Origin of the sequence: Streptomyces sp. NPDC101237 (assembly GCF_044767465.1) — a bacterium.
Classification (GTDB): domain Bacteria; phylum Actinomycetota; class Actinomycetes; order Streptomycetales; family Streptomycetaceae; genus Streptomyces; species Streptomyces gramineus.
Genome location: NZ_JBIWNY010000002.1, coordinates 442,525 through 462,709 on the forward strand (window position 1 = coordinate 442,525; position 20,185 = coordinate 462,709).

General features: G+C 71.0%; 19 protein-coding genes. 13 read left to right on the forward strand and 6 right to left on the reverse strand.

Going from position 1 to position 20,185, the window contains the following annotated elements; all coding sequences use genetic code 11:
* Positions 1–49 precede the first annotated feature (49 nt).
* On the forward strand, positions 50–307 hold the full coding sequence (locus ACIRQ9_RS05090) for a hypothetical protein (RefSeq protein WP_404167247.1): 258 nt from the start codon (positions 50–52) through the stop codon (positions 305–307).
* Between the two features lie 89 nt (positions 308–396).
* Positions 397–1,488, forward strand: a complete 1,092-nt coding sequence (locus ACIRQ9_RS05095) for a glutamate--cysteine ligase (protein WP_404167530.1) — start codon at positions 397–399, stop codon at positions 1,486–1,488.
* Positions 1,489–1,637: 149 nt separating this feature from the next.
* On the opposite strand, the gene ACIRQ9_RS05100 is transcribed toward ACIRQ9_RS05095, so the two are convergent.
* Positions 1,638–2,294, reverse strand: a complete 657-nt coding sequence (locus ACIRQ9_RS05100; protein WP_404167249.1) for a class I SAM-dependent DNA methyltransferase — start codon at positions 2,292–2,294, stop codon at positions 1,638–1,640.
* Between the two features lie 262 nt (positions 2,295–2,556).
* Here ACIRQ9_RS05100 and ACIRQ9_RS05105 point away from each other — a divergent pair, with 262 nt between their 5' ends.
* Together ACIRQ9_RS05105 and ACIRQ9_RS05110 are read left to right on the forward strand one after the other, a co-directional pair.
* Positions 2,557–3,774, forward strand: a complete 1,218-nt coding sequence (locus tag ACIRQ9_RS05105; RefSeq protein WP_404167251.1) for an amidohydrolase — start codon at positions 2,557–2,559, stop codon at positions 3,772–3,774.
* Positions 3,775–4,157: 383 nt separating this feature from the next.
* Positions 4,158–5,186, forward strand: a complete 1,029-nt coding sequence (locus ACIRQ9_RS05110; RefSeq protein ID WP_404167253.1) for a BMP family protein — start codon at positions 4,158–4,160, stop codon at positions 5,184–5,186.
* 75 nt (positions 5,187–5,261) lie between these two features.
* Here ACIRQ9_RS05110 and ACIRQ9_RS05115 read toward each other — a convergent pair whose 3' ends face one another.
* The gene (locus ACIRQ9_RS05115) at positions 5,262–5,603 is read right to left on the reverse strand and encodes a hypothetical protein (protein ID WP_404167255.1); all 342 of its coding nucleotides are present in this window, start codon (positions 5,601–5,603) and stop codon (positions 5,262–5,264) included.
* A gap of 281 nt (positions 5,604–5,884) precedes the next feature.
* On the opposite strand from ACIRQ9_RS05115, the gene ACIRQ9_RS05120 reads away from it, so the two are divergent.
* From ACIRQ9_RS05120 to ACIRQ9_RS05145, 6 genes are all read left to right on the forward strand, one after another.
* A complete protein-coding gene (locus ACIRQ9_RS05120; protein ID WP_404167257.1) occupies positions 5,885–6,934 on the forward strand; it encodes a BMP family protein in 1,050 nt (349 codons plus the stop codon).
* Between the two features lie 266 nt (positions 6,935–7,200).
* A complete protein-coding gene (locus ACIRQ9_RS05125; protein WP_404167532.1) occupies positions 7,201–8,913 on the forward strand; it encodes an ABC transporter ATP-binding protein in 1,713 nt (570 codons plus the stop codon).
* Entirely contained in the window at positions 8,910–10,031 is a 1,122-nt protein-coding gene (locus ACIRQ9_RS05130) for an ABC transporter permease (protein WP_404167259.1), read from the forward strand. Before ACIRQ9_RS05125 ends, ACIRQ9_RS05130 begins: the two co-directional genes overlap by 4 nt.
* A complete protein-coding gene (locus ACIRQ9_RS05135; protein ID WP_404167261.1) occupies positions 10,031–11,293 on the forward strand; it encodes an ABC transporter permease in 1,263 nt (420 codons plus the stop codon). Before ACIRQ9_RS05130 ends, ACIRQ9_RS05135 begins: the two co-directional genes overlap by 1 nt.
* The gene (locus ACIRQ9_RS05140) at positions 11,290–11,694 is read left to right on the forward strand and encodes a cytidine deaminase (RefSeq protein WP_351932849.1); all 405 of its coding nucleotides are present in this window, start codon (positions 11,290–11,292) and stop codon (positions 11,692–11,694) included. The genes ACIRQ9_RS05135 and ACIRQ9_RS05140 overlap by 4 nt, the downstream gene beginning before the upstream one ends.
* 71 nt (positions 11,695–11,765) lie before the next feature.
* Positions 11,766–13,043, forward strand: a complete 1,278-nt coding sequence (locus tag ACIRQ9_RS05145) for a thymidine phosphorylase (RefSeq protein ID WP_404167534.1) — start codon at positions 11,766–11,768, stop codon at positions 13,041–13,043.
* Positions 13,044–13,119: 76 nt separating this feature from the next.
* Here the strand turns inward: ACIRQ9_RS05145 and ACIRQ9_RS05150 are convergent, their stop codons facing one another.
* The gene (locus tag ACIRQ9_RS05150) at positions 13,120–14,040 is read right to left on the reverse strand and encodes an AEC family transporter (RefSeq protein WP_404167263.1); all 921 of its coding nucleotides are present in this window, start codon (positions 14,038–14,040) and stop codon (positions 13,120–13,122) included.
* A gap of 152 nt (positions 14,041–14,192) precedes the next feature.
* Between ACIRQ9_RS05150 and ACIRQ9_RS05155 the strand changes: the two genes are divergently transcribed.
* Complete coding sequence (locus ACIRQ9_RS05155; RefSeq protein ID WP_404167265.1) at positions 14,193–14,579, forward strand: STAS domain-containing protein; 387 nt, start codon at positions 14,193–14,195, stop codon at positions 14,577–14,579.
* On the opposite strand, the gene ACIRQ9_RS05160 is transcribed toward ACIRQ9_RS05155, so the two are convergent.
* Together ACIRQ9_RS05160 and ACIRQ9_RS05165 are read right to left on the reverse strand one after the other, a co-directional pair.
* Positions 14,463–15,476, reverse strand: a complete 1,014-nt coding sequence (locus tag ACIRQ9_RS05160; RefSeq protein ID WP_404167267.1) for a sigma-70 family RNA polymerase sigma factor — start codon at positions 15,474–15,476, stop codon at positions 14,463–14,465. The genes ACIRQ9_RS05155 and ACIRQ9_RS05160 overlap by 117 nt on opposite strands.
* A gap of 149 nt (positions 15,477–15,625) precedes the next feature.
* The gene (locus ACIRQ9_RS05165; RefSeq protein ID WP_404167269.1) at positions 15,626–16,900 is read right to left on the reverse strand and encodes an MFS transporter; all 1,275 of its coding nucleotides are present in this window, start codon (positions 16,898–16,900) and stop codon (positions 15,626–15,628) included.
* Positions 16,901–16,962: 62 nt separating this feature from the next.
* Between ACIRQ9_RS05165 and ACIRQ9_RS05170 the strand changes: the two genes are divergently transcribed.
* The gene (locus ACIRQ9_RS05170; RefSeq protein WP_404167271.1) at positions 16,963–17,916 is read left to right on the forward strand and encodes a LysR family transcriptional regulator; all 954 of its coding nucleotides are present in this window, start codon (positions 16,963–16,965) and stop codon (positions 17,914–17,916) included.
* Between the two features lie 97 nt (positions 17,917–18,013).
* Here the strand turns inward: ACIRQ9_RS05170 and ACIRQ9_RS05175 are convergent, their stop codons facing one another.
* Positions 18,014–18,778, reverse strand: a complete 765-nt coding sequence (locus tag ACIRQ9_RS05175) for a prolyl oligopeptidase family serine peptidase (RefSeq protein ID WP_404167273.1) — start codon at positions 18,776–18,778, stop codon at positions 18,014–18,016.
* A gap of 124 nt (positions 18,779–18,902) precedes the next feature.
* Here ACIRQ9_RS05175 and ACIRQ9_RS05180 point away from each other — a divergent pair, with 124 nt between their 5' ends.
* The gene (locus tag ACIRQ9_RS05180; RefSeq protein ID WP_404167275.1) at positions 18,903–20,060 is read left to right on the forward strand and encodes an adenosine deaminase; all 1,158 of its coding nucleotides are present in this window, start codon (positions 18,903–18,905) and stop codon (positions 20,058–20,060) included.
* Positions 20,061–20,185 lie beyond the last annotated feature (125 nt).

Genomic DNA, 20,185 nt, shown 5'->3' on the forward strand with positions numbered 1-20,185 from the left:
ACGGGTTCCGTGTCTCGGGACCCGTCCGGTTCGTGAGGGGAGGGACCTGATGACGGCGATCCAGTACTTCTGGCGTCACCCGCTGGCGGAGCAGGTGCGCCAGGAAGGGCGTGAGGAAGGGCGGGAGGAAGGCCGCGTGCAGGAGCGGGCCGAGATGGTGCTGCGGCTCCTGGAGTGGCGGGGCGTCCCGGTGAGCGACGACGTGCGCCGGCAGGTGCACGCCTGTGGTGACCTTGACCGGCTGGAGAGCTGGGCCCAGCGGGCCATGCGCGTCACGGACGCGGCGGAGCTGTTCGCCCAGGAGTGACGGGCACAGGTGTCCTCCCGGCCGCCCGGGGAAGTCGGAGGGCGGAGGCCGCCGCGTTCGGTGGTGGCACGGGCGGAGGGCGGGTGCGGGTGCGTACTGTCGGCGTGGAGGAGGAGCTTCTGCTCGTCGACCCGGAGTCGGGCGAGCCCAAGGCGTCGGCGGCCGCGGTGCTGGCCCGGGCCGCGCTGGCGGATCCCGGGCAGGACGTGTTCGAGAAGGAGCTGTACGGGCAGATGCTGGAGTTCGCCACCCGGCCGCAGTCGGAGATGGCGGACCTCGGCGAGGAGATCGTGCGGTGCCGCAAGGAGGCCGCGCGGCTCGCCGCCGACCTCGGCTGCACCGTCGCCGCGCTCGCCAGCTCGCCGCTGCCCGTCAGCCCCTCCTTCAGCGCGAACCCGCGCTACCGGTGGATGGCCGAGCAGTACGGGATCACCACCCGGGACCAGCTCGTCTGCGGATGCCATGTACATGTTTCCGTCGAGTCGGACGAGGAGGGCGTGGGCATCCTCGACCGGGTACGCACCTGGCTGCCCGTGCTCACCGCCGTCAGCGCCAATTCACCCTTCTGGCAGGGCCGCGACTCGGAATACGCCAGCTACCGCAGCCGGGTCTGGGCCCGCTGGCCGTCCGCCGGGCCGGCCGAGCTGTTCCGGTCAGCGGAGCGCTACCACCGGCTGGTCGCGGACATGGTCGCCACCGGCGTCATCCTGGACGAGGGCATGGTCTACTTCGACGCCCGGCTCGCCCAGCGCTACCCGACCGTCGAGATCCGGGTCGCCGACGTCTGTCTGCGCGCCGGGACCGCCGTACTCGTCGCCGCCCTGGCACGAGCGCTGGTCGAGACCGCCGCCAGGGAGTGGCGGGACGGCCGCGAACCCGTCGACCACGGCGTCGGGCCGACCCGGATGGCCGGCTGGCGCGCCGCCCGCTCGGGCCTGCGCGGCGACCTGCTCGACCCCGTCACCCTGCGCCCCCGCCCCGCCGAGGAGGTCCTGACCGCCCTCCTGGACCACACCCGGGACGCCCTGGCCGACACCGGCGACCTGGAACTGGCCGAGGAGGGCGTCCACCGGCTGCTGCGGGACGGCAACGGCGCCGACGAGCAACGGCACCTGTACGCGGACACCGGCAGCCTGCGCGACGTCGTCACCGGGTGCGTGCAGCGGACCCAGGCCGCCTGAGGCGGGGACTCAGGTCCGCGGCTCCGGCATGGTCTCCAGGTTCTGCCTGGCGATCCGCCTGCGGAACGCCCCTCCGTAGCCGGCGTCACCGCACCGCCGCCGAGCAGGTACAGCCTGCCGGCCGTGGCCGCCCTGCGCGCCGCGTCCCCTCACCCAGGCTTGCGGGCCAGGACGAACGCGCGGGGCCACTTCTCCTCGTCCTGCGGTTCGCGGATCAGGGTGGCCGCCACCTCCAGGCCCGCCTTGACGAGCATGTCGCTCACCACGTACGCCGGGCGCCAGTGGTAGTGCAGGTCGATGCGGTGGCCGAAGCGTTCGGTGAGGTGGAGGCCGGGCTGCTCGCTCTTCTGGAAGGCCAGCAGGACATGGCCGCCGGGGACCAGCGCGCGGTGGAAGCCGGCGAAGGTCGCCGGGAGGTGGGCGTCCGGGACGTGGATGATCGAGTAGAGGGCGAGGATGCCGCCCAGGGTCGCGTCCGGCAGGTCCAGGGACGTCATCGAGCCCCGGTGGAAGCGCAGCGCCGGATACGCCTCGCGGGCCAGCGAGACCATGGCGGGGGAGAGGTCGACGCCGAAGGCCGGGACCCCCAGTTCGTGCAGGTGGGCGGTGATGTGGCCGGGGCCGCTGCCCAGGTCGGCCACGGGGGCGGCGCCGTTCGCCTTGACCAGCCGGGCGAACGCGTCGATCAGCGACATGTCCACGGGTCGTTCCGGCAGGCCTGGGTACGCGGCGGAGTAGTCCTCCGCGATCGCGTCGTAGGACGTACGGGTGGTTTCTATGAAGTCGGTCGTCTCCGAGTCCGTCACGGTCGCGCACGCTACCGGCCAGGCGTGGCCGGGCGTACCGAAGTGGCCGTTCCGGCCCGGTACCCGTTCCGGACGGTGGACAGAAACGGCGTGATTGCCGTCAGGCGTGGTATCCGTGGAAGAGGAAACATAGGTTTTACCCAGCCACGTCCGAGGTCATGCCATCGCGGTCAGATTTTCTTCCCCTAACGGGCTGAACTTTTGTTGATCTCGGGGCAGTTGACCCCTCGGGCGTCCTACCCTTCAGAGGGTGAACCAATTGATGTCCCTAGAGTCCGAGGCCGACCTCCCAGGGGATGTGCTCCCCGGTGTGCTCCGCGCGGAGCTGCACGCCGAACTCGTAGCCTTCCGCCGCGACCTGCACATGCATCCCGAGCTGGGCAACCAGGAGTTCCGCACCACCGCCGCGATCAAGGAACGGCTGGAAAAGGCCGGTCTGCGACCGCGGGTGCTCGCGATGGGAACCGGGCTCGTCTGTGACATCGGGCCCGAGGCCGACGGGCTGCCCGTGCTCGCCCTGCGCGCCGACATCGACGCGCTGCCCATCCCGGACATGAAGACCGAGTGCGCCTACCGGTCCACCGTGCCCGACCGGGCGCACGCCTGCGGCCACGACGTGCACACCGCCGTGGTGCTGGGGGCGGGACTCGTCCTCGCCGAGCTGCACGAGCGCGGACTGCTGCCGCGGCCCGTACGGCTGCTCTTCCAGCCCGCCGAGGAGGTGCTGCCCGGCGGCGCCGCCGACGCCATCGAGTCCGGCGTGCTGGACGGCGTGGGGCGGATCATCGCCGTGCACTGCGACCCGCGCGTGGACGCGGGGCGGATCGGGCTGCGGACCGGCGCCATCACCAGCGCCTGCGACCGCATCGAGGTGGCGCTGGACGGCCCCGGCGGGCACACCGCGCGGCCGCATCTCACCACCGACATGGTCACCGCCGCCGCCCGGGTCGCCGTCGACGTGCCTGCGCTCATCGCGCGGCGCGTGGACAGCCGCAGCGGGCTCGCCGTGACCTGGGGCCGGATCGAGTCCGGGCACGCGCCCAACGTCATCCCGCAGCACGCCGAGCTCTCCGGGACCGTGCGGTGCCTGGACCTGGCCGCCTGGCGGCAGGCGCCGGACGTGGTGCACGCGGCGATCGACGAGGTCGCCACCCTGCACCGCGCCAAGTCGGAGATCAACTACGTGCGCGGGGTGCCGCCGGTCGTCAACGATCCGGTCGTCACCGAACTGCTCCGGGACGCGATGACCGCCCGGCGGGGCACCGACTCGATCGAGACCACCGAGCAGAGCCTCGGCGGCGAGGACTTCTCCTGGTACCTGGAGCGGGTGCCGGGCGCGCTGGCGCGGCTCGGGGTGCGCACGCCGGGCGAGCGGACCGTACGCGACCTGCACCAGGGCGACTTCGACGCCGACGAGCACGCCATCACCGTCGGGGTCGAGCTGTTCACCGCCGCCGCCCTCATCGACGCGACCCGCTAGACCGGCGCCCCGCCGACGCGCCCCGCCGGACCGGTGGCGGGCGGAGCGGGCGGTGCGGACGGCCGTCTCGGACGGCCGGCGGGAGCGGCCCCAGAACGGCCGCCCCACCACGGAGGAGGAGGGTGCCCGATCGGCACCCCTTCGCCCTCTTGTGTCACCCCGGCGTAACCAATGATCTCTTCTTGTAACCCGGGGTCGGCACGGTTCGATAACGGCCAGGAGAAACCCCGTTCCCCTACCCTTCTACGCGCGTTACTGTGCGCCGAAATCGCCACCGTGGGTGGACGGTTGGGCAAGCGGGCCGGTGACGGTGCCGTGGGGACGAAGGGGTGCTTGCTGTGCGTCATATCTCGGGTCGGAGGACTCGGTTCTCCCAGACTGCGGTGACCGTTGCCGTCATCGCCCTCGCGGCCGCCGGGTGCGGCAAGTCCAGCTCGGACAGCGCGGGCGACACCAGTTCGTCCGGCAAGTACAACGGCAAGGGCATCGGTCTCGCGTACGACATCGGCGGCAAGGGCGACCAGTCCTTCAACGACGCCGCCTTCGCCGGCTTCGAGAAGGCCGAGAAGGACTTCGGCATAGGCGGCCGGGACATCGAGCCCGCCGACAACGAGACCGACGCCGACAAGGTCCAGCGCCTGGACGAACTCGCCAAGGCCGGCTACAACCCGATCATCGGCGTCGGCTTCGTGTACGCCCCCGCGGTCAAGGAAGTCGCCGCCAAGTACCCGAAGATCACCTTCGGCGTCATCGACGACAACGAGGTGAAGGCCGACAACGTCGTGGACATGGTGTTCGCGGCGGAGCAGTCCTCGTACCTCGCCGGCGTCGCCGCGGCGTCCGCCACCAAGAAGGACCACATCGGCTTCATCGGCGGCGTCGACGTCCCGCTCATCCACACCTTCGAGGCCGGCTTCGACCAGGGCGCCAAGTCGGTCAACCCGAAGGTCAAGATCGAGTCGCAGTACCTGACGCAGACGGCCCAGGAGGGCGGCTTCTCCAGCCCCGACAAGGGCAAGGCCGCCGCGCAGGGCCAGATCGACGCCGGCGCCGACGTCATCTACCACGCGGCCGGCCTCTCCGGACAGGGCGTGATCGAGGCCGCCGCCACCGCCAAGGTGTGGGCGATCGGCGTCGACTCCGACCAGTACGCGCAGGACGCGCTCGCCAAGTACAAGGACTACATCCTCGGCTCGGCGCTGAAGAACGTCGGCGGCGCGGTCTACGACCTGGTGAAGTCCGTCCACGAGGGCAAGCCCGAGACCGGTGTGGTCAACGGCACCCTCAAGACCGGCGGCGTCGGCTTCGCGGACACCAACCCGAAGTACAAGGCCATGACCAAGGTCGTCGCGGCCGTGGAGAAGGCCAAGCAGGACATCATCGACGGCAAGGTCACCGTCAACACCAAGTGATCACCGCGTGAGGACGGCGTGAGGCCCGGCCGGGACATCCCGGCCGGGCCTCACGCGTTCATCGGTACCCGAAGGTCAGAGCCGGTCCGTCTCGACGCTCATCTTGTACACCTCGACGCCGGACTTCCTGGTGTCCGTGGAGCAGACTCCCTTGGAGGTCTCGCCGTCCCGGGTGTTGACCCACTTGCCGTACACGTTGAACGTCTTGCCGGTCGGGCCGATGCAGACGACCTTGACCCGGTGCACGTCGAAGCGGGTGTCTCCCCCGGTGCACTTGCCGTAGCCGGTCGCCCGGTCCGCGGACGTCCAGGTGCTGCAGTTCGTCGACGCCATCGCGGGCGTCGCCACACCCACCACGGCGGCGGACAGCACGATTCCGACACCCGCCGAGGCGGCCGCGAGCTTGCGCAGTTCCATGATCCTCCCCAAGGATCCGAAGGCTCCCGCAGGTGGTCTGCCTGCGGAAATGCTTGTTTCGATCATGGATCCTGCCGCAGGACCTCCGGTGAAAGATCCCTCTGCTGGCGGATCTTCCACCCGTGGTGAGCTGCTACATGACACGGACGCGTGCGGTGGCGAAGGTTCAAAACGGTCGGATAACGCTCTGGCAATTTGGGGTTCTCTGATATGTCTACGCGCGTTACGCTGCGGCGGAACCAGCGCCTGGAATGGGCGCTTGCACGAAGGAGTCTCGTTCCATGCGCCGGGTGTCCCGTATAGCGGTTGCAGGCGTTGCAACCGCAGCTCTTGCCGTCACCGTCTCCGCCTGTGGCGGCTCGTCCACCGAGTCCGCCGGCGGCAGTGCCAAGTCCAAGGGCGTCGGTCTCGCCTACGACGTCGGCGGCAAGGGCGACCAGTCCTTCAATGATGCCGCGTACGCCGGCTTCCAGAAGGCCGAGAAGGACTTCGGCGTCGGCGGCCGGGACGTGGAGCCCCAGGACGGCGAGTCCGACGCGGACAAGGTGCAGCGCCTTGAGACGCTGGCCCGCTCCGGCTACAACCCGGTCATCGGCGTCGGCTTCGCCTACGCCCCGGCCGTCAAGGAGGCCGCGGCGAAGTTCCCGAAGGTCTCCTTCGGCATCATCGACGACGACAAGACCCAGGCCTCCAACGTCGCCGACATGGTCTTCCACGAGGAGGAGTCCTCGTACCTGGCCGGCGTCGCGGCGGCCAAGGTGACCAAGAAGAACCACATCGGCTTCATCGGCGGCGTGGACGTCCCGCTGATCCACAAGTTCCAGGCGGGCTTCGTCCAGGGCGCCAAGTCGGTCAACCCGAAGATCAAGGTCGAGTCGCAGTACCTGACCCAGACCGCCCAGGAGGGCGGCTTCTCCAGCCCCGACAAGGGCGAGGCCGCCGCCGACGGCCAGATCAGCGCCGGTGCCGACGTGCTCTACGCCGCCGCCGGTCTGTCCGGCCAGGGCGTCATCAAGTCCGCCGCCGGCCACAAGGTGTGGGCCATCGGCGTGGACTCCGACCAGTACAACCAGCGCCCGCTGGCGCAGTACAAGGAGTACATCCTGACCTCGGCCCTGAAGAACGTCGAGGGCTCGGTGTACGACCTCGCGAAGTCCGTCATCAAGGACAAGAAGCCGCTGTCGGGCGTCGTCCGCGGCGCGCTGGACAACGGCGGCGTCGGGCTGGCCGACTCCAACCCGGTCTTCAAGAACAACGCCGCCCTGCAGGCCGCGCTCAAGAAGGCCGAGGCCGGCATCAAGGACGGCTCGATCGTGGTCAAGACCTCCTGACCCACGGTCATGATCATGCCGTAGGCATGGCCAAAAAGACGCTGTAATGGCAGCGTTACGGCCACGGAACGGGGTGCGGGCAGGATCTTCCTCCCGCGCCCCTGCCGTAGACCCGGATCCCTACGGGCCGCGGCGGGAAGCCCCTCGTTCGCGCGGCAGAATGCTCGGAACGGATCGAGAGTCAAAAAAGCTCGGTCAGGTCCGGGCACTATTTAAAGCAGGGGCGCTACGCGCGTAGATGGCCCCGTTCCCGAGGAGAGTGCGCCATCGACGCGTCCAGCAGCCCTCCGCTCACCGCAGAGACGACAGCCGCGGTCGAGCTGGCGGGGATCACCAAGCGATTCCCCGGAGTCGTGGCCAACCACGACATCCACCTGTCCGTCCGCAAGGGCACCGTCCATGCCCTGGTCGGCGAGAACGGCGCCGGCAAGTCGACCCTGATGAAGATCCTCTACGGCATGCAGAAGCCGGACGAGGGCACCATCACCGTCGACGGCGAGCAGGTCACCTTCTCGTCCCCGGCCGACGCCATCGCGCGCGGCATCGGCATGGTCCACCAGCACTTCATGCTCGCCGACAACCTGACCGTCCTCGAGAACGTGGTCCTCGGCAGCGAGAAGCTGTACGGCATCGGCGGCAACGCCCGCAAGAAGATCCGCGAGATCTCCGACCGGTACGGCCTCGGCATCCGCCCCGACGCCCTGGTGGAGGACCTCGGCGTCGCCGACCGCCAGCGCGTGGAGATCCTCAAGGTCCTCTACCGCGGTGCCAAGACCCTGATCCTCGACGAGCCCACCGCCGTCCTCGTCCCGCAGGAGGTCGACGCGCTCTTCGACAACCTGCGGGAGCTGAAGTCCGAGGGCCTGTCCGTCATCTTCATCTCGCACAAGCTCGGTGAGGTGCTGTCGGTGGCCGACGACATCACCGTCATCCGCCGCGGTACGACGGTCGGGACCGCGGTCCCCTCCGAGACCACCCCGCGCCAGCTCGCCGAACTGATGGTCGGCAGCGAGCTGCCCACCCCGGAGACCGCCGAGTCCACGGTCACCGACCGGCCGGTCGTCACCGTCCGCGGCCTCACCGTCTACGCCGCCGGCGCCTCCCTCGGCGAACTCGGCGCGCAGCCCGAGACCGCGACCCCCGGCTCGTCCGGCGCCACGGCCGGCGCCGACGTCCTGATCGAGACCGGCGCCCCCGGCGCGGCCAAGCGCGTCCTGGACGACGTCACCTTCACCATCCACGCCGGCGAGGTCATGGGCATCGCCGGTGTCGAGGGCAACGGCCAGACCGAGCTGATCGACGCGCTGATCGGCACCCGCGACGCCGACTCGGGCACGATCGAGTTCCTCGGCGAGGACATCACCCCGTGGGCCACCCGCAAGCGCCGCCAGCAGGGAGTCGGGTACATCCCCGAGGACCGGCACCGCCAGGGCCTGCTCCTGGAATCGCCGCTCTGGGAGAACCGCATCCTCGGCCACGTCACCGAGAAGCCCAACGCCAAGGGCTTCTGGCTGGACATCAAGGGCGCCCAGGCCGACACCCGCCGGATCGTCGAGGAGTACGACGTCCGCACCCCCGGCATCGACGTCACCGCCGCCTCCCTCTCCGGCGGCAACCAGCAGAAGCTGATCGTCGGCCGCGAGATGAGCCACCACCCGAAGTTCCTGATCGCCGCCCACCCCACCCGCGGTGTGGACGTCGGCGCGCAGGCGCAGATCTGGGACCGCATCCGCGAGGCCCGCCGCGAGGGCCTGGCCGTGCTGCTGATCTCCGCCGACCTCGACGAGCTGATCGGCCTGTCGGACACCCTGCGGGTGATCTTCGACGGAAAGCTGGTCGCCGACGCCGACCCGGCCACCGTCACCCCGGAGGAGCTGGGCTCCGCCATGACCGGCGCCGCGTCCGGTCACCTGGAACACGTAGACACCGCCCCAGAAGCATCCGAGGGCGCCGCCGGTCCGGAGGACGAGGCCCGATGAAGAAGTTCGACAAGGAGCGGGTGCTCCTCGCGCTGGCCGGCCCGGTCATCGCGCTCGTCCTCGCGATCGCGCTGACGTCGATCGTGCTGCTCGCCTCGAACCGCAACCCGTTCGAGCCGTACTCCCTGATGCTCCAGCAGCTGCCGTACTCGGACATCCAGGTGCTGATCGTCAACCAGGCGGCGATGTACTACATCGCGGCCATCGCGGTCGCCCTCGGCTTCCGGATGAACCTGTTCAACATCGGCGTCGACGGCCAGTACCGTCTCGCCGCCGTGATGACGGCCGTGGTCGGCGCCAACGTGGGCCTGCCCGCCTTCCTGCAGATCCCGATGCTGCTCCTGGTCGCCATGTTCACCGGCGCCTTCTGGGCCGGCATCGCGGGCGTCCTCAAGATCACCCGCGGGGTCAGCGAGGTCGTCGCCACGATCATGCTGAACGCCATCGCCACCAGCGTCATCGGCTATGTCACCCTCGCCGACGTGTGGGGCGTGCAGGTCGGCAACAACATGACGACCGGCGACATGAAGAAGTCCGGCTGGTTCCCCGGCATCGACCTGGGCTCGGACGTCGGCGAGATCTACGGCATGGTCTTCGTCGCCGTCGCCCTCGGCATCGCCTACTGGGTGGTCCTCAACCGCACCCGCTTCGGCTTCGACCTGCGCGCCACCGGCGCCTCCGAGTCCGCCGCGGCCGCCTCCGGCGTCGACGCCAAGCGCATGGTCCTGATCTCCATGCTGATCTCCGGCGCGGTCTCCGGCCTCGCCGGCCTGCCGCTGCTGCTCGGCGACACCCACACCTACAGCCTGAGCTTCCCGGCCGGCCTCGGCTTCACCGCCATCGGCATCGCCCTGCTCGGCCGCAACAACCCCGGCGGCATCGCCTTCGCCGCCCTGCTGTGGGCCTTCCTCGACAAGGCCTCGCCCGCCCTCGACTACGCGACCCCGGTGGCGTACGAGAAGGAGATCGCCACGATCATGCAGGGTCTGATCGTCTTCTCCGTGGTCATCTCCTACGAAGCCGTACGCCAGTGGGGCCTGCGCCGCCAGCAGCGCCAGGTCGGCGCGGAGCTCGCCGCGGCCGCCGCCCAGAACACCAAGAAGGAGGTGGCGGCCTGATGTCCACCGCGACCATCGCCAAGCCGCAGGCGAAGCAGCCCGGCAAGGGCGGCCGCCGAATGTCGCTCCCGGTACTCCTGCTGGTCATCGCCGGCGTACTGATCCTGACCTCGGCCGTCCGCCTGATCACCGGCGCCGACGGCATCACCTCGACCGGCCAGATGTCCACCGCGCTGCGCCTGGCCGTCCCGATCGGCCTCGCCGGTCTCGGCGGTCTGTGGGCCGAGCGCGCGGGCGTCGTGAACATCGGCCTCGAAGGCATGATGATCCTCGGCACCTGGTTCGGCGCCTGGGCCGGCTACCAGTGGGGCCCCTGGGCCGGCGTCCTGTTCGGCATCATCGGCGGCGCGCTCGGCGCCCTGCTGCACGCCGTCGCGACCGTCACCTTCAACGTCAACCACATCGTCTCCGGTGTGGCCTTGAACATCCTCGCCCTGGGCGCCACCCGCTACCTCTCGAAGTTCACCTTCGAGGACGCTCCCGGCGGCTCCTCCAAGCAGTCCCCGCCGATCGACTCGCTCGGCACGTTCAGCGTCCCGGGCCTGTCCGACTGGCTGAACACGCTCAACGGGAAGCACTGGTTCCTGATCTCGGACATCGGCGGCCTGGTCGGCGGTCTGCTCACCGACCTGTCCCCGCTGACGGTCATCGCCGTCGCCCTCGTCCCGGTCACCTGGTGGGTGCTGTGGCGCACCGCCTTCGGCCTGCGCCTGCGCTCCTGCGGCGAGAACCCGGTCGCGGCCGAGTCCCTCGGCGTCAACGTCTACAAGTACAAGTACATCGCGGTGATCATCAGCGGTGGCTTCGCCGGCCTCGGCGGCGCCTTCCTGTCGATCGTGGCCTCCAACGTCTACCTGGACGGCCAGACGGCCGGCCGCGGCTACATCGGTCTCGCCGCGATGATCTTCGGCAACTGGATGCCGGGCGGACTGGCGCTCGGCGCGGGCCTGTTCGGCTACACCGACAGCCTCAACCTGCGCGGCGGCACGGTGAACGTGCACGCGCTGATCCTGCTGCTCGCGATCCTGCTGGTCTTCGGCGCGGTCTACCTCGCCTGGCGCAAGAAGTACGTCCCGGCCGTCATCACGATCGTCATCTCGGTCCTGATGTTCGTCTGGTACGCGACCACCAACGAGGTCCCGCGCCAGCTGGTGACCGCGACCCCGTACCTCGTCACCCTGCTGGTGCTCTCGCTGTCCGCGCAGTCCCTGCGGATGCCGAAGGCGGACGGCCTGCCGTACCGGAAGGGACAGGGCAAGTGACGACCGAGGCCGCCGGCTTCGACTGGGAGACCCTGCGGGAGGGGGCGCGGGCGGCCATGTCCCACGCCTACGCGCCGTACTCCGGGTTCCCGGTCGGTGCCGCCGCCCTGGTCGACGACGGCCGCACGGTCTCCGGCTGCAACGTGGAGAACGCGTCCTACGGCCTGGGCCTGTGCGCCGAGTGCGGTCTCGTCTCCGAGCTGCAGCGCACCGGCGGCGGCCGGCTCACGCACTTCACCTGCGTGGACGGCACGGGCGGGCTGCTCGTCCCGTGCGGGCGGTGCCGCCAGCTGCTCTACGAGTTCGGCGGCCCGGACCTCCTGCTGGACACCCCGGCGGGCGTCCTGCCCCTCTCCGAGATGCTGCCCCAGGCCTTCGGCCCGGACCATCTCACCAAGTAACTCCCGTACGGCCCCTCCTCGCCGGGAGGGGCCGTACGGCTTCGCAATGCATCGAAGGGAACGTCATGGCCATGGACGCCATCTCCGTCATCCGCACCAAGCGGGACCGCGGTGAACTCGGCGACGACCAGATCGACTGGGTCATCGACGCGTACACGCGCGGCGAGGTCGCCGACGAGCAGATGTCGTCGCTCGCGATGGCCATCCTCCTCAACGGCATGAACCGCCGCGAGATCGCCCGCTGGACCGCGGCGATGATCGCCTCCGGCGAGCGCATGGACTTCTCCTCGCTGTCCCGCCCGACCGCCGACAAGCACTCCACCGGCGGCGTCGGCGACAAGATCACCCTCCCGCTGGCCCCCCTGGTCGCGGCGTGCGGCGCGGCCGTCCCGCAGCTCTCCGGCCGGGGCCTCGGCCACACCGGCGGCACCCTGGACAAGCTGGAGTCCGTCCCCGGCTGGCGCGCGCTGCTCTCCAACGAGGAGATGCTGAACGTCCTGGACACCACCGGCGCGGTGATCTGCGCGGCGGGTGACGGCCTGGCCCCCGCCGACAAGAAGCTCTACGCGCTCCGCGACGTCACCGGCACCGTCGAGGCGATCCCGCTGATCGCCTCCTCGATCATGTCCAAGAAGATCGCCGAGGGCACCGGCTCGCTCGTCCTGGACGTGAAGGTCGGCACCGGCGCCTTCATGAAGACGATCGAGGACGCGCGTGAACTGGCCTCGACCATGGTCGGCCTCGGCACCGACCACGGCGTGAAGACGGTCGCGCTCCTCACCGACATGTCCACCCCCCTCGGCCTCACGGCGGGCAACGCCCTGGAGGTCCGCGAGTCTGTCGAGGTCCTGGCCGGCGGCGGCCCCTCCGACGTCGTGGAGCTGACCCTCGCCCTGGCCCGCGAGATGCTCGACGCGGCCGGCCTCAAGGACGCCGACCCGGCGAAGGCGCTGGCCGACGGCTCGGCGATGGACGTCTGGCGCCGGATGATCGCGGCCCAGGGCGGCGACCCGGACGCGGTCCTCCCGGTGGCGAAGGAGCAGCACGTGATCAACGCGCCGTCGTCCGGCGTCCTGACCCGCCTCGACGCCTACGACATCGGCGTCGCCGCCTGGCGCCTGGGCGCCGGCCGTGCCCGCAAGGAGGACCCGGTGCAGGCGGGCGCGGGCGTCGAGCTGCACGCCAAGCCCGGCGACACGGTCACGGCGGGCCAGCCCCTGCTGACCCTCCACACGGACACCCCGGAGCGCTTCGCGTACGCGCTCCAGTCGGTGGAGGGCTCCTACGACATCGCGGCGGCGGGCACGGAGTTCACGGCGTCGCCGGTCGTGCGGGAACGTATCGCCTGACCAGGGGATCTCCTCGCATGGTGAACGGGACCGGTGGACCTCCGCCGGTCCCGTTCACCATGCTGGGATCGGTCCCTCACCCCAGCAGCGCCGCCACGAGCACCAGCACCGGTACCGCCAGCACCGTGGAGAGCAGGACCGAGTCGCGGGCCAGTTCCTCGCCCACGTGGTAGGTGCTCGCGTACGTGTAGAGGTTCTGCGCGGCCGGCAGCGCCGAGGTCACCGTCACGTCGAGGAGCGGGGCTCCGCGCAGGCCGAAGACCGCGGACGCCAGGGCCCAGGCGACCAGCGGCTGGCCCACCGACTTCAGCGCCACGGACAGGAACACCGGGTGCCGGTCGCGGCCCCGGCCGGGCGGGGTGCTGCCGTGCAGGGAGATGCCGAAGGCGAGCAGCACCGCCGGGACCGACATGTTCCCGATCAGGGTCAGCGGATCCATCACCGGGCCCGGAAGGCGGATGCCGAGCGCCGCGACCAGGACGCCGGCGAGGGAGCCGACGGCTATCGGGTTGCGGAGCGGGGTGAGCAGCCGCCGCCACCAGGGACCCTTCTCGCCCGTGCCCGACAGGTCGAGGACCGTCAGGGCGACCGGGGTCAGGATCACCACCTGGAAGAGCAGCACCGGAGCCACCAGGGACGCGTCCCCCAGCACGTACACGGCGATCGGGATGCCGAGGTTCCCGGAGTTGACGTAGCCGGAGCTCAGCGCGCCGATGGTGGTGCGGCCCACGCCCCAGTGACGCGCGACGCCCACCGCCACGAACGCGCCCGCCGCCGCGGCCGTGGACAGGGCCGTCACCAGGAGGCGGCTGGAGAAGATCACCGCCAGGTCGGCCCTGGCGAGGGTGGTGAACAGCAGCGCGGGGGAGGCGACGTGGAAGGCCAGCTTGGTGAGCACCTCGCGGCCGTCGGCCCCGAGGTGGCCGGCACGGCCGAGGACGTATCCCACCCCGATGACGATCGCGATGACCGCGAAGCCGCTCAGCACCCCTTGCACGGAACCTCCTTGACGTGCGCAAGGCCGTCGGGGGTCCGCGTGCGTGCTGGTCTGTGGCGCATACACCCAACCCTCCGGTGCGGGTCAGGCGCAGGTCAACGTGGCGGTCCCGGTGATCTCCGTGACCGTACGGGACGGCCCCGGACCTGCCGATGAGTTGTCAGGCCCTCGCCGGTCTACCGCTCGTGGATGCCGTGACCCCCGCCGTGCTCGTGCTGTCCGGCCCCGTCACCAGGGACGAGGTGCCGGGGCTCTGCGACGACGTGCGCGGCCTGCTGCCGGGCCGCGGGGACCGGGTCGTCGTCTGTGACGTCGGCGGTCTGGGACCGCCGGGCCTCGCGGCCGTCGACCTGCTGGCCCGGCTGGAGCTGACCGCCCGCCGGGCCGGCGGGCGGATACGGCTGCGCGACCCCGACCCCGCCTTACGCTCCCTGCTCCGCTTCGTCGGCCTCCGCATCCAGGTGGAGGGGGAAGCCGAAGAGCGGGAACCAGCGCTTGGTGTCGAGGAAGAAGTGGAACCCGGTCAGCCGGCCGTCTGAGATCTCCAGGACCTGGATCGACCAGGGGGTCCAGCCGCCGGTGTCCGGGTCGGGCTTGTACTGGGCGAACCCGGGCAGCCCGTTGACCTGGACCGGGAACAGCCGGGAGCCCTCGCAGGCGGAGCCGAGCGTGGTCATGAAGCCCGCGATGTCCTCGTGGCCCACCAGCCACAGGTCGAACGGCGGCATCGTCATGACGGCGTCCTCGTGCAGGAGCGCCGTCAGCGCGGTCATGTCGTAGCCCTCGAACGCCGCCACGTAGCGCTCCAGGAGCTTTTGCTGCTCCTCGTCGAGCGGGTCGCAGACCTCGGCGGCGGCGCCCGACTGCTGCTGCTCGGCCAGCGTGGCCCGGGCCCGCTGCAGGGCGCTGTTGACCGACGCGACGGTGGTGCCGAGCAGCTCGGCCACCTCGCTGGCCTTCCAGGCCAGCACCTCGCGCAGGATCAGCACCGCCCGCTGCTTGGGCGGCAGCTGCTGCAGCGCGGCCATGAAGGCGAGGCGGACCGACTCCTTGGCGACGGCCGCCTCCGCCGGGTCGTCCACGGTCGGCAGCACGCGCGCGTCCGGCACCGGCTCCAGCCAGGTGTTGTCGGGCCTCGGCGCGAGCGCGGCGCGGGCCAGCGGCGTCGACTCGCTGAGGTCCATCGGACGGGCCCGCTTGTTGCCCGCGCTGAGCAGGTCCAGGCACACGTTGGTCGCGATCCGGTACAGCCACGACCGCAGGCTGGAGCGGCCCTCGAACTTGTCGTAGCTCCGCCAGGCCCGCACCAGCGTGTCCTGCACGGCGTCCTCGGCCTCGAACGAGGAGCCGAGCATCCGGTAGCAGTAACCGGTCAGCTCGGTCCGGTACTTCTCCAGTGCGACGTCGAGTTCCGCCGTCGCCGTGCTGTCGGTCATTGCCGTCCACCCACCCCTGTGGCCGTTCCTGTTCGCGCGCCGTCGCGCTCCAGCACTTGGAAGCTACCGCAGGGGACTGACAATGACCCCCGGAGTACGGAAACGTGCAGGTAGGGCGGGCCAGGGGACGCCCGAGGGGGCGGGGCGGCTCAGTGAGCGGGCGCCACGACCCGGCGGGCCGCCACCGATCCCAGCACGGTGATCGCCACCACGCCGAGGACGGCCAGCAGGGCCACCCCGACCGTTCCCGCCCAGCCGCTCGCGTGGAAGGCCAGCGCGCCCACGGTGCTGCCCGCGCTGGAGCCGATGTAGTACGCCGACTGGTAGATGGCGGAGGCCTGGGCCCGGCCGTGGGCGGCCGTCTTGCTGACCGCGGAGGACGCCACCGCGTGGCCCGCGAAGAAGCCCGCGGTGATCAGGACCAGGCCCAGCAGGACCAGCGGGAGCGAGTCGGCCAGGGAGAGCAGCAGGCCCGCGGCCGTCGTGCCGCCGCCCAGGTAGAGGGCGCCCCGGCGGCCGAGGCGGCCGACCAGGCGTCCGGCCGCGGACGCGGAGACCGTACCGACCAGATAGACCAGGAAGATCGAGCCGACGATGCCCTGCGGGAGCGAGAACGGCTCCTCGGTCAGGCGGTAGCCGATCACCGTGTAGACGCCGCCGAAGACGGTCATGAACAGCGCGCCGATCGCGTACAGGCGGCGCAGCAGCGGGTTGGCGAGGTGGTCGCGGACCGTGCCGAGCAGCCGCCGCGGGTGCAGCGAGCCGGCCTTGAAGTGCCGCGGGGCGGGGAGGAGCAGCCGGAAGGCCACCGCGCAGCCGACCGCGACCACGCCGATGACGCCCACCGCGACCCGCCAGCCCCACTCCTGGGCGACCCAGCCGGTGATGACCCGCCCGCTCATGCCGCCGACGCTGTTGCCGGCGACGAACAGGCCGATCGCCGTGACCAGCGCCTTCGGCCGGACCTCCTCGGCCAGGTAGGCCTGTGCGGAGGCCGGCAGCCCGGCCAGCGCGGCGCCCTGGACGCCCCGCAGCACCACCAGCACGGCCAGCGACGGCGCGAAGGGGACCAGGAGGCCCACGGTCACCGCCACCGCCAGCGACGCGGTCATGACCGTACGGCGCCCGAAGCGCTCGGACAGGGCACTCATCGGGATGACGAACAGCGCCAGACCGCCGGTCGCCGCCGCCACCGTCCAGCTCGCGTCGCTCGCGCTCACCCCGAAGCCGTCCGAGATCAGCGGCAGGAGGGCCTGCGTGGAGTAGAGGAGGGCGAAGGTCGCGACACCGGAGAGGAAGAGGGCGAAGCTCATCCGGCGGTAGCCGGGGCCGCCCGGAGCCATCCGGGAGTCGGGGGTGTCGGTGGCGGGGACGGGCGCTGCGGCGTCCACGGCGGTGGACGCCCCGGTACTGGCGGGAGACATACCTCGAACGTACGGAGCCCCTTCTGATCCGTCCAATGCACGGAATCGCCATAATCGTTCCCATGGAGCATCAACGGAGGTCAGCGAAGCGCCTGTCACCGGACAGTGACACAGCAGACATGACGATGTTGCTGGCGCCCCGCCTCGCGTACTTCGCCGGCGTGGCCCGCACGGAGCACGTCACCAGGGCCGCGCAGGAGATCGAGGTCCCGCAGTCCACGCTCTCGCGGGCCATGGCCCGCCTGGAGCAGGACCTCGGCGTCGACCTGTTCACCCGGCACGGCCGTACCGTCTCGCTCACCCCGGCCGGCCGCACCTTCCTCGCCTCGGTCGAGCGCGCCCTCGCCGAGGTGCAGCGCGCCGCCGACGAGGTACGCGCCGACGCCGACCCCGCCACCGGCAAGGTCGCCTTCGGCTTCCTGCACACGATGGGCGCGGAGACCGTGCCCGGCCTCCTCCAGGCCTTCCGCGTCGACCATCCCGGGGTCCGCTTCGGCCTCGTCCAGAACTACGGCGAGGCCATGATCGAGAAGCTCCGGGCGGGCGAGCTGGACCTGTGCCTCACCTCGCCGGTGCCGGACGCCCCCGACCTGGTGGCCAGGCGCCTGGACGAACAGAAGCTCCGCCTGGTGGTCCCCGCCGACCACGCGTTGGCCGCCCGCAAGCGGGTCCGCCTGGCCGAGGCGGCCGACGAGACGTTCGTGACCCTGGAGCCGGGGTACGGCCTGCGCCGCATCACCGACGACCTGTGCGCGGAGGCCGGGTTCCGGCCGCGGATCGCCTTCGAGGGTGAGGAGGCGGAGACGCTGCGGGGCCTGGTGGCGGCGGGACTCGGGGTCGCGCTGCTGCCGCCGCCGGCCTTCCCCCGCCCCGGCGTGGTGGAACTGACGGTCACGGCGCCGAGGGCCGCCCGGGAGATCGGCGTGGCCTGGCTGCGGGGCCATCCGGACACCCCGCCGGTGGCGGCCTTCAAGAAGTTCCTGCTGTCGCGGCGGGGGACGCTGCTCCCGGCCTAGAGGGTCTGTCTGACACTTCCCGTCGTCGCGCGGCAGACGGGAAGTGTCAGACAGGCCCTACGCGTGACGGCCGGTTTCCGCACCGGACCCGCCCGCCTCACCCCTTGCGCAGCGACCGGCCGAACCCCGCGGCGAGCGGCATCCGCAGGCCGATCGGCGGCGGCGCCGCCAGCGCGTCCTCCACCGGCCGCGACACCGTGTGCCCGTACACCGCGCCCATCACGAAGTCCGCGGCGAGGGCGAGGACTTCGTCCCGGTGCTGGTGCAGTCCGTGCCCGTCGGAGTGCACCTCGAACCGGCACACCTCCCGGTTCGCCTTCTTGGCCCGCGCGGCCAGCTGGAACGACAGCTCGGGGTCGGTGCGTTCGTCGTTCGTGCCGTGCACGATCAGCACCCGGCGGCCCACCAGCTGCCGTACCGGTTCCTCGGGCGCCGCCACGTCCGTCTCCGGCAGCCAAGGGGCGATGGAGACAACGGAGTTCACGGCCTCGTGGCCGCCCGCGCGCAACGCCGCCCGGCCGCCCATGCCGAGCCCCACCAGGCACACCGGGACGTCGCCGTACCGCCGTACCACCTCGTCGGCGGCCCAGTTCGCGTCTCCCGCCAGATGTGCCTCGGCGCCGTTCCAGCCGCGGTAGCGGTAGTGGACGAGGTGCGCGGCCAGGCCCTCCCGGCGGCCGTCCCGGGCGAGCCGGCGTCCGAGCGCGCGGACGAAGGGCGTCGCCCAAACGGGGGACGGTCTGCGGGCGGAGACCTCCTCACCGCCCGGGAGCAGCAGGACCGCTCCGCTCACCGTCGTCGGCTCCTGACCGACTGCTCTGCCCAGCCTGGCCGTTCGGACCGGCGTCGCTTGCTGTGCCATGACAGAACAGTGTCAGAAGAAGCGGTGTACGCGTCCCGTCGGTGCGGTCACCGTTGCGTATCGACGGGAAACGGAATGCGCAGAGTACCGGGCGATCTACGCGCGTAGGAGTTACAGTGCGGAAATGACGAGCCAGAGCATCGCGAACACCCCGACGCCGGAGCAGATCCGCCGGGCACCGAAGGTTCTGCTGCACGACCACCTCGACGGCGGCCTGCGCCCCGGCACCGTCGCCGACCTGGCCCGGGAGACCGGCTACGCACAGCTTCCCGAGACCGACCCCGACAAGCTCGGTCTCTGGTTCCGGGAGGCCGCCGACTCCGGCTCGCTGGAGCGGTATTTGGAGACCTTCTCGCACACGGTCGGCGTCATGCAGACCCGCGAGGCCCTGGTGCGGGTCGCGCGCGAGTGCGCGGAGGACCTCGCCGAGGACGGCGTCGTCTACGCCGAGGTGCGGTACGCGCCCGAGCAGCACCTCGACCGCGGCCTCTCCCTCGAAGACGTCGTCGAGGCCGTCAACGAGGGCTTCCGGCAGGGCGAGGCGCTCGCCCGGGAGAACGGCCGCCGGATCCGGGTCGGCGCCCTGCTCACCGCCATGCGGCACGCGGCGCGCTCCCTGGAGATCGCCGAACTCGCCAACCGCTACCGGGACCTGGGCGTCGTCGGCTTCGACATCGCGGGCGCCGAGGCCGGCTTCCCGCCCACCCGGCACCTCGACGCGTTCGAGTACCTCAAGCGCGAGAACAACCACTTCACCATCCACGCCGGCGAGGCCTTCGGGCTGCCGTCCATCTGGCAGGCCCTTCAGTGGTGCGGCGCCGACCGGCTCGGGCACGGCGTGCGGATCATCGACGACATCCAGGTCCACGAGGACGGCACGGTCAAGCTCGGCCGGCTCGCCTCCTACGTCCGCGACAAGCGGATCCCGTTGGAGCTGTGCCCCAGCTCCAACCTGCAGACCGGGGCCGCCGCCTCCTACGCCGAGCACCCCATCGGACTGCTGCGCCGGCTGCACTTCCGGGCCACCGTGAACACGGACAACCGCCTGATGTCCGGGACCAGCATGAGCCGGGAATTCGAGCACCTTGTCGAGGCGTTCGGGTACACGCTCGACGACCTTCAATGGTTCTCCGTCAATGCGATGAAATCAGCGTTCATTCCTTTCGATGAACGACTCGCCATGATCAATGACGTCGTCAAGCCCGGTTATGCGGAGCTGAAATCCGAATGGCTGTTCCAGCAGACGGCATCCACCAGCGGTTCTGCCGACCGGAAGGACTGACCGGAGGATTCGGCGGGGCCCGGAACGCGGACGCGCTCTCACCGGCCGTCCGCATTTCGGTGTTTGCGGTGGGCGGTCCGGCATGTTTACGGTCGTGGACCGCTCAGCACGTTTTTTATGAATCC

Excerpts from the sequence above, each read along its gene's own strand:
- ACIRQ9_RS05090 (WP_404167247.1), top strand. The coding sequence starts at position 50 with ATGACGGCGATCCAGTACTTCTGGCGTCACCCGCTGGCGGAGCAGGTG.
- ACIRQ9_RS05105 (WP_404167251.1), top strand. The coding sequence starts at position 2,557 with ATGTCCCTAGAGTCCGAGGCCGACCTCCCAGGGGATGTGCTCCCCGGT.
- ACIRQ9_RS05115 (WP_404167255.1), bottom strand. The coding sequence starts at position 5,603 with ATGGAACTGCGCAAGCTCGCGGCCGCCTCGGCGGGTGTCGGAATCGTG.
- ACIRQ9_RS05120 (WP_404167257.1), top strand. The coding sequence starts at position 5,885 with ATGCGCCGGGTGTCCCGTATAGCGGTTGCAGGCGTTGCAACCGCAGCT.
- ACIRQ9_RS05130 (WP_404167259.1), top strand. The coding sequence starts at position 8,910 with ATGAAGAAGTTCGACAAGGAGCGGGTGCTCCTCGCGCTGGCCGGCCCG.
- ACIRQ9_RS05135 (WP_404167261.1), top strand. The coding sequence starts at position 10,031 with ATGTCCACCGCGACCATCGCCAAGCCGCAGGCGAAGCAGCCCGGCAAG.
- ACIRQ9_RS05145 (WP_404167534.1), top strand. The coding sequence starts at position 11,766 with ATGGACGCCATCTCCGTCATCCGCACCAAGCGGGACCGCGGTGAACTC.
- ACIRQ9_RS05155 (WP_404167265.1), top strand. The coding sequence starts at position 14,193 with ATGAGTTGTCAGGCCCTCGCCGGTCTACCGCTCGTGGATGCCGTGACC.
- ACIRQ9_RS05160 (WP_404167267.1), bottom strand. The coding sequence starts at position 15,476 with ATGACCGACAGCACGGCGACGGCGGAACTCGACGTCGCACTGGAGAAG.
- ACIRQ9_RS05165 (WP_404167269.1), bottom strand. The coding sequence starts at position 16,900 with ATGTCTCCCGCCAGTACCGGGGCGTCCACCGCCGTGGACGCCGCAGCG.
- ACIRQ9_RS05170 (WP_404167271.1), top strand. The coding sequence starts at position 16,963 with ATGGAGCATCAACGGAGGTCAGCGAAGCGCCTGTCACCGGACAGTGAC.
- ACIRQ9_RS05175 (WP_404167273.1), bottom strand. The coding sequence starts at position 18,778 with ATGGCACAGCAAGCGACGCCGGTCCGAACGGCCAGGCTGGGCAGAGCA.
- ACIRQ9_RS05180 (WP_404167275.1), top strand. The coding sequence starts at position 18,903 with ATGACGAGCCAGAGCATCGCGAACACCCCGACGCCGGAGCAGATCCGC.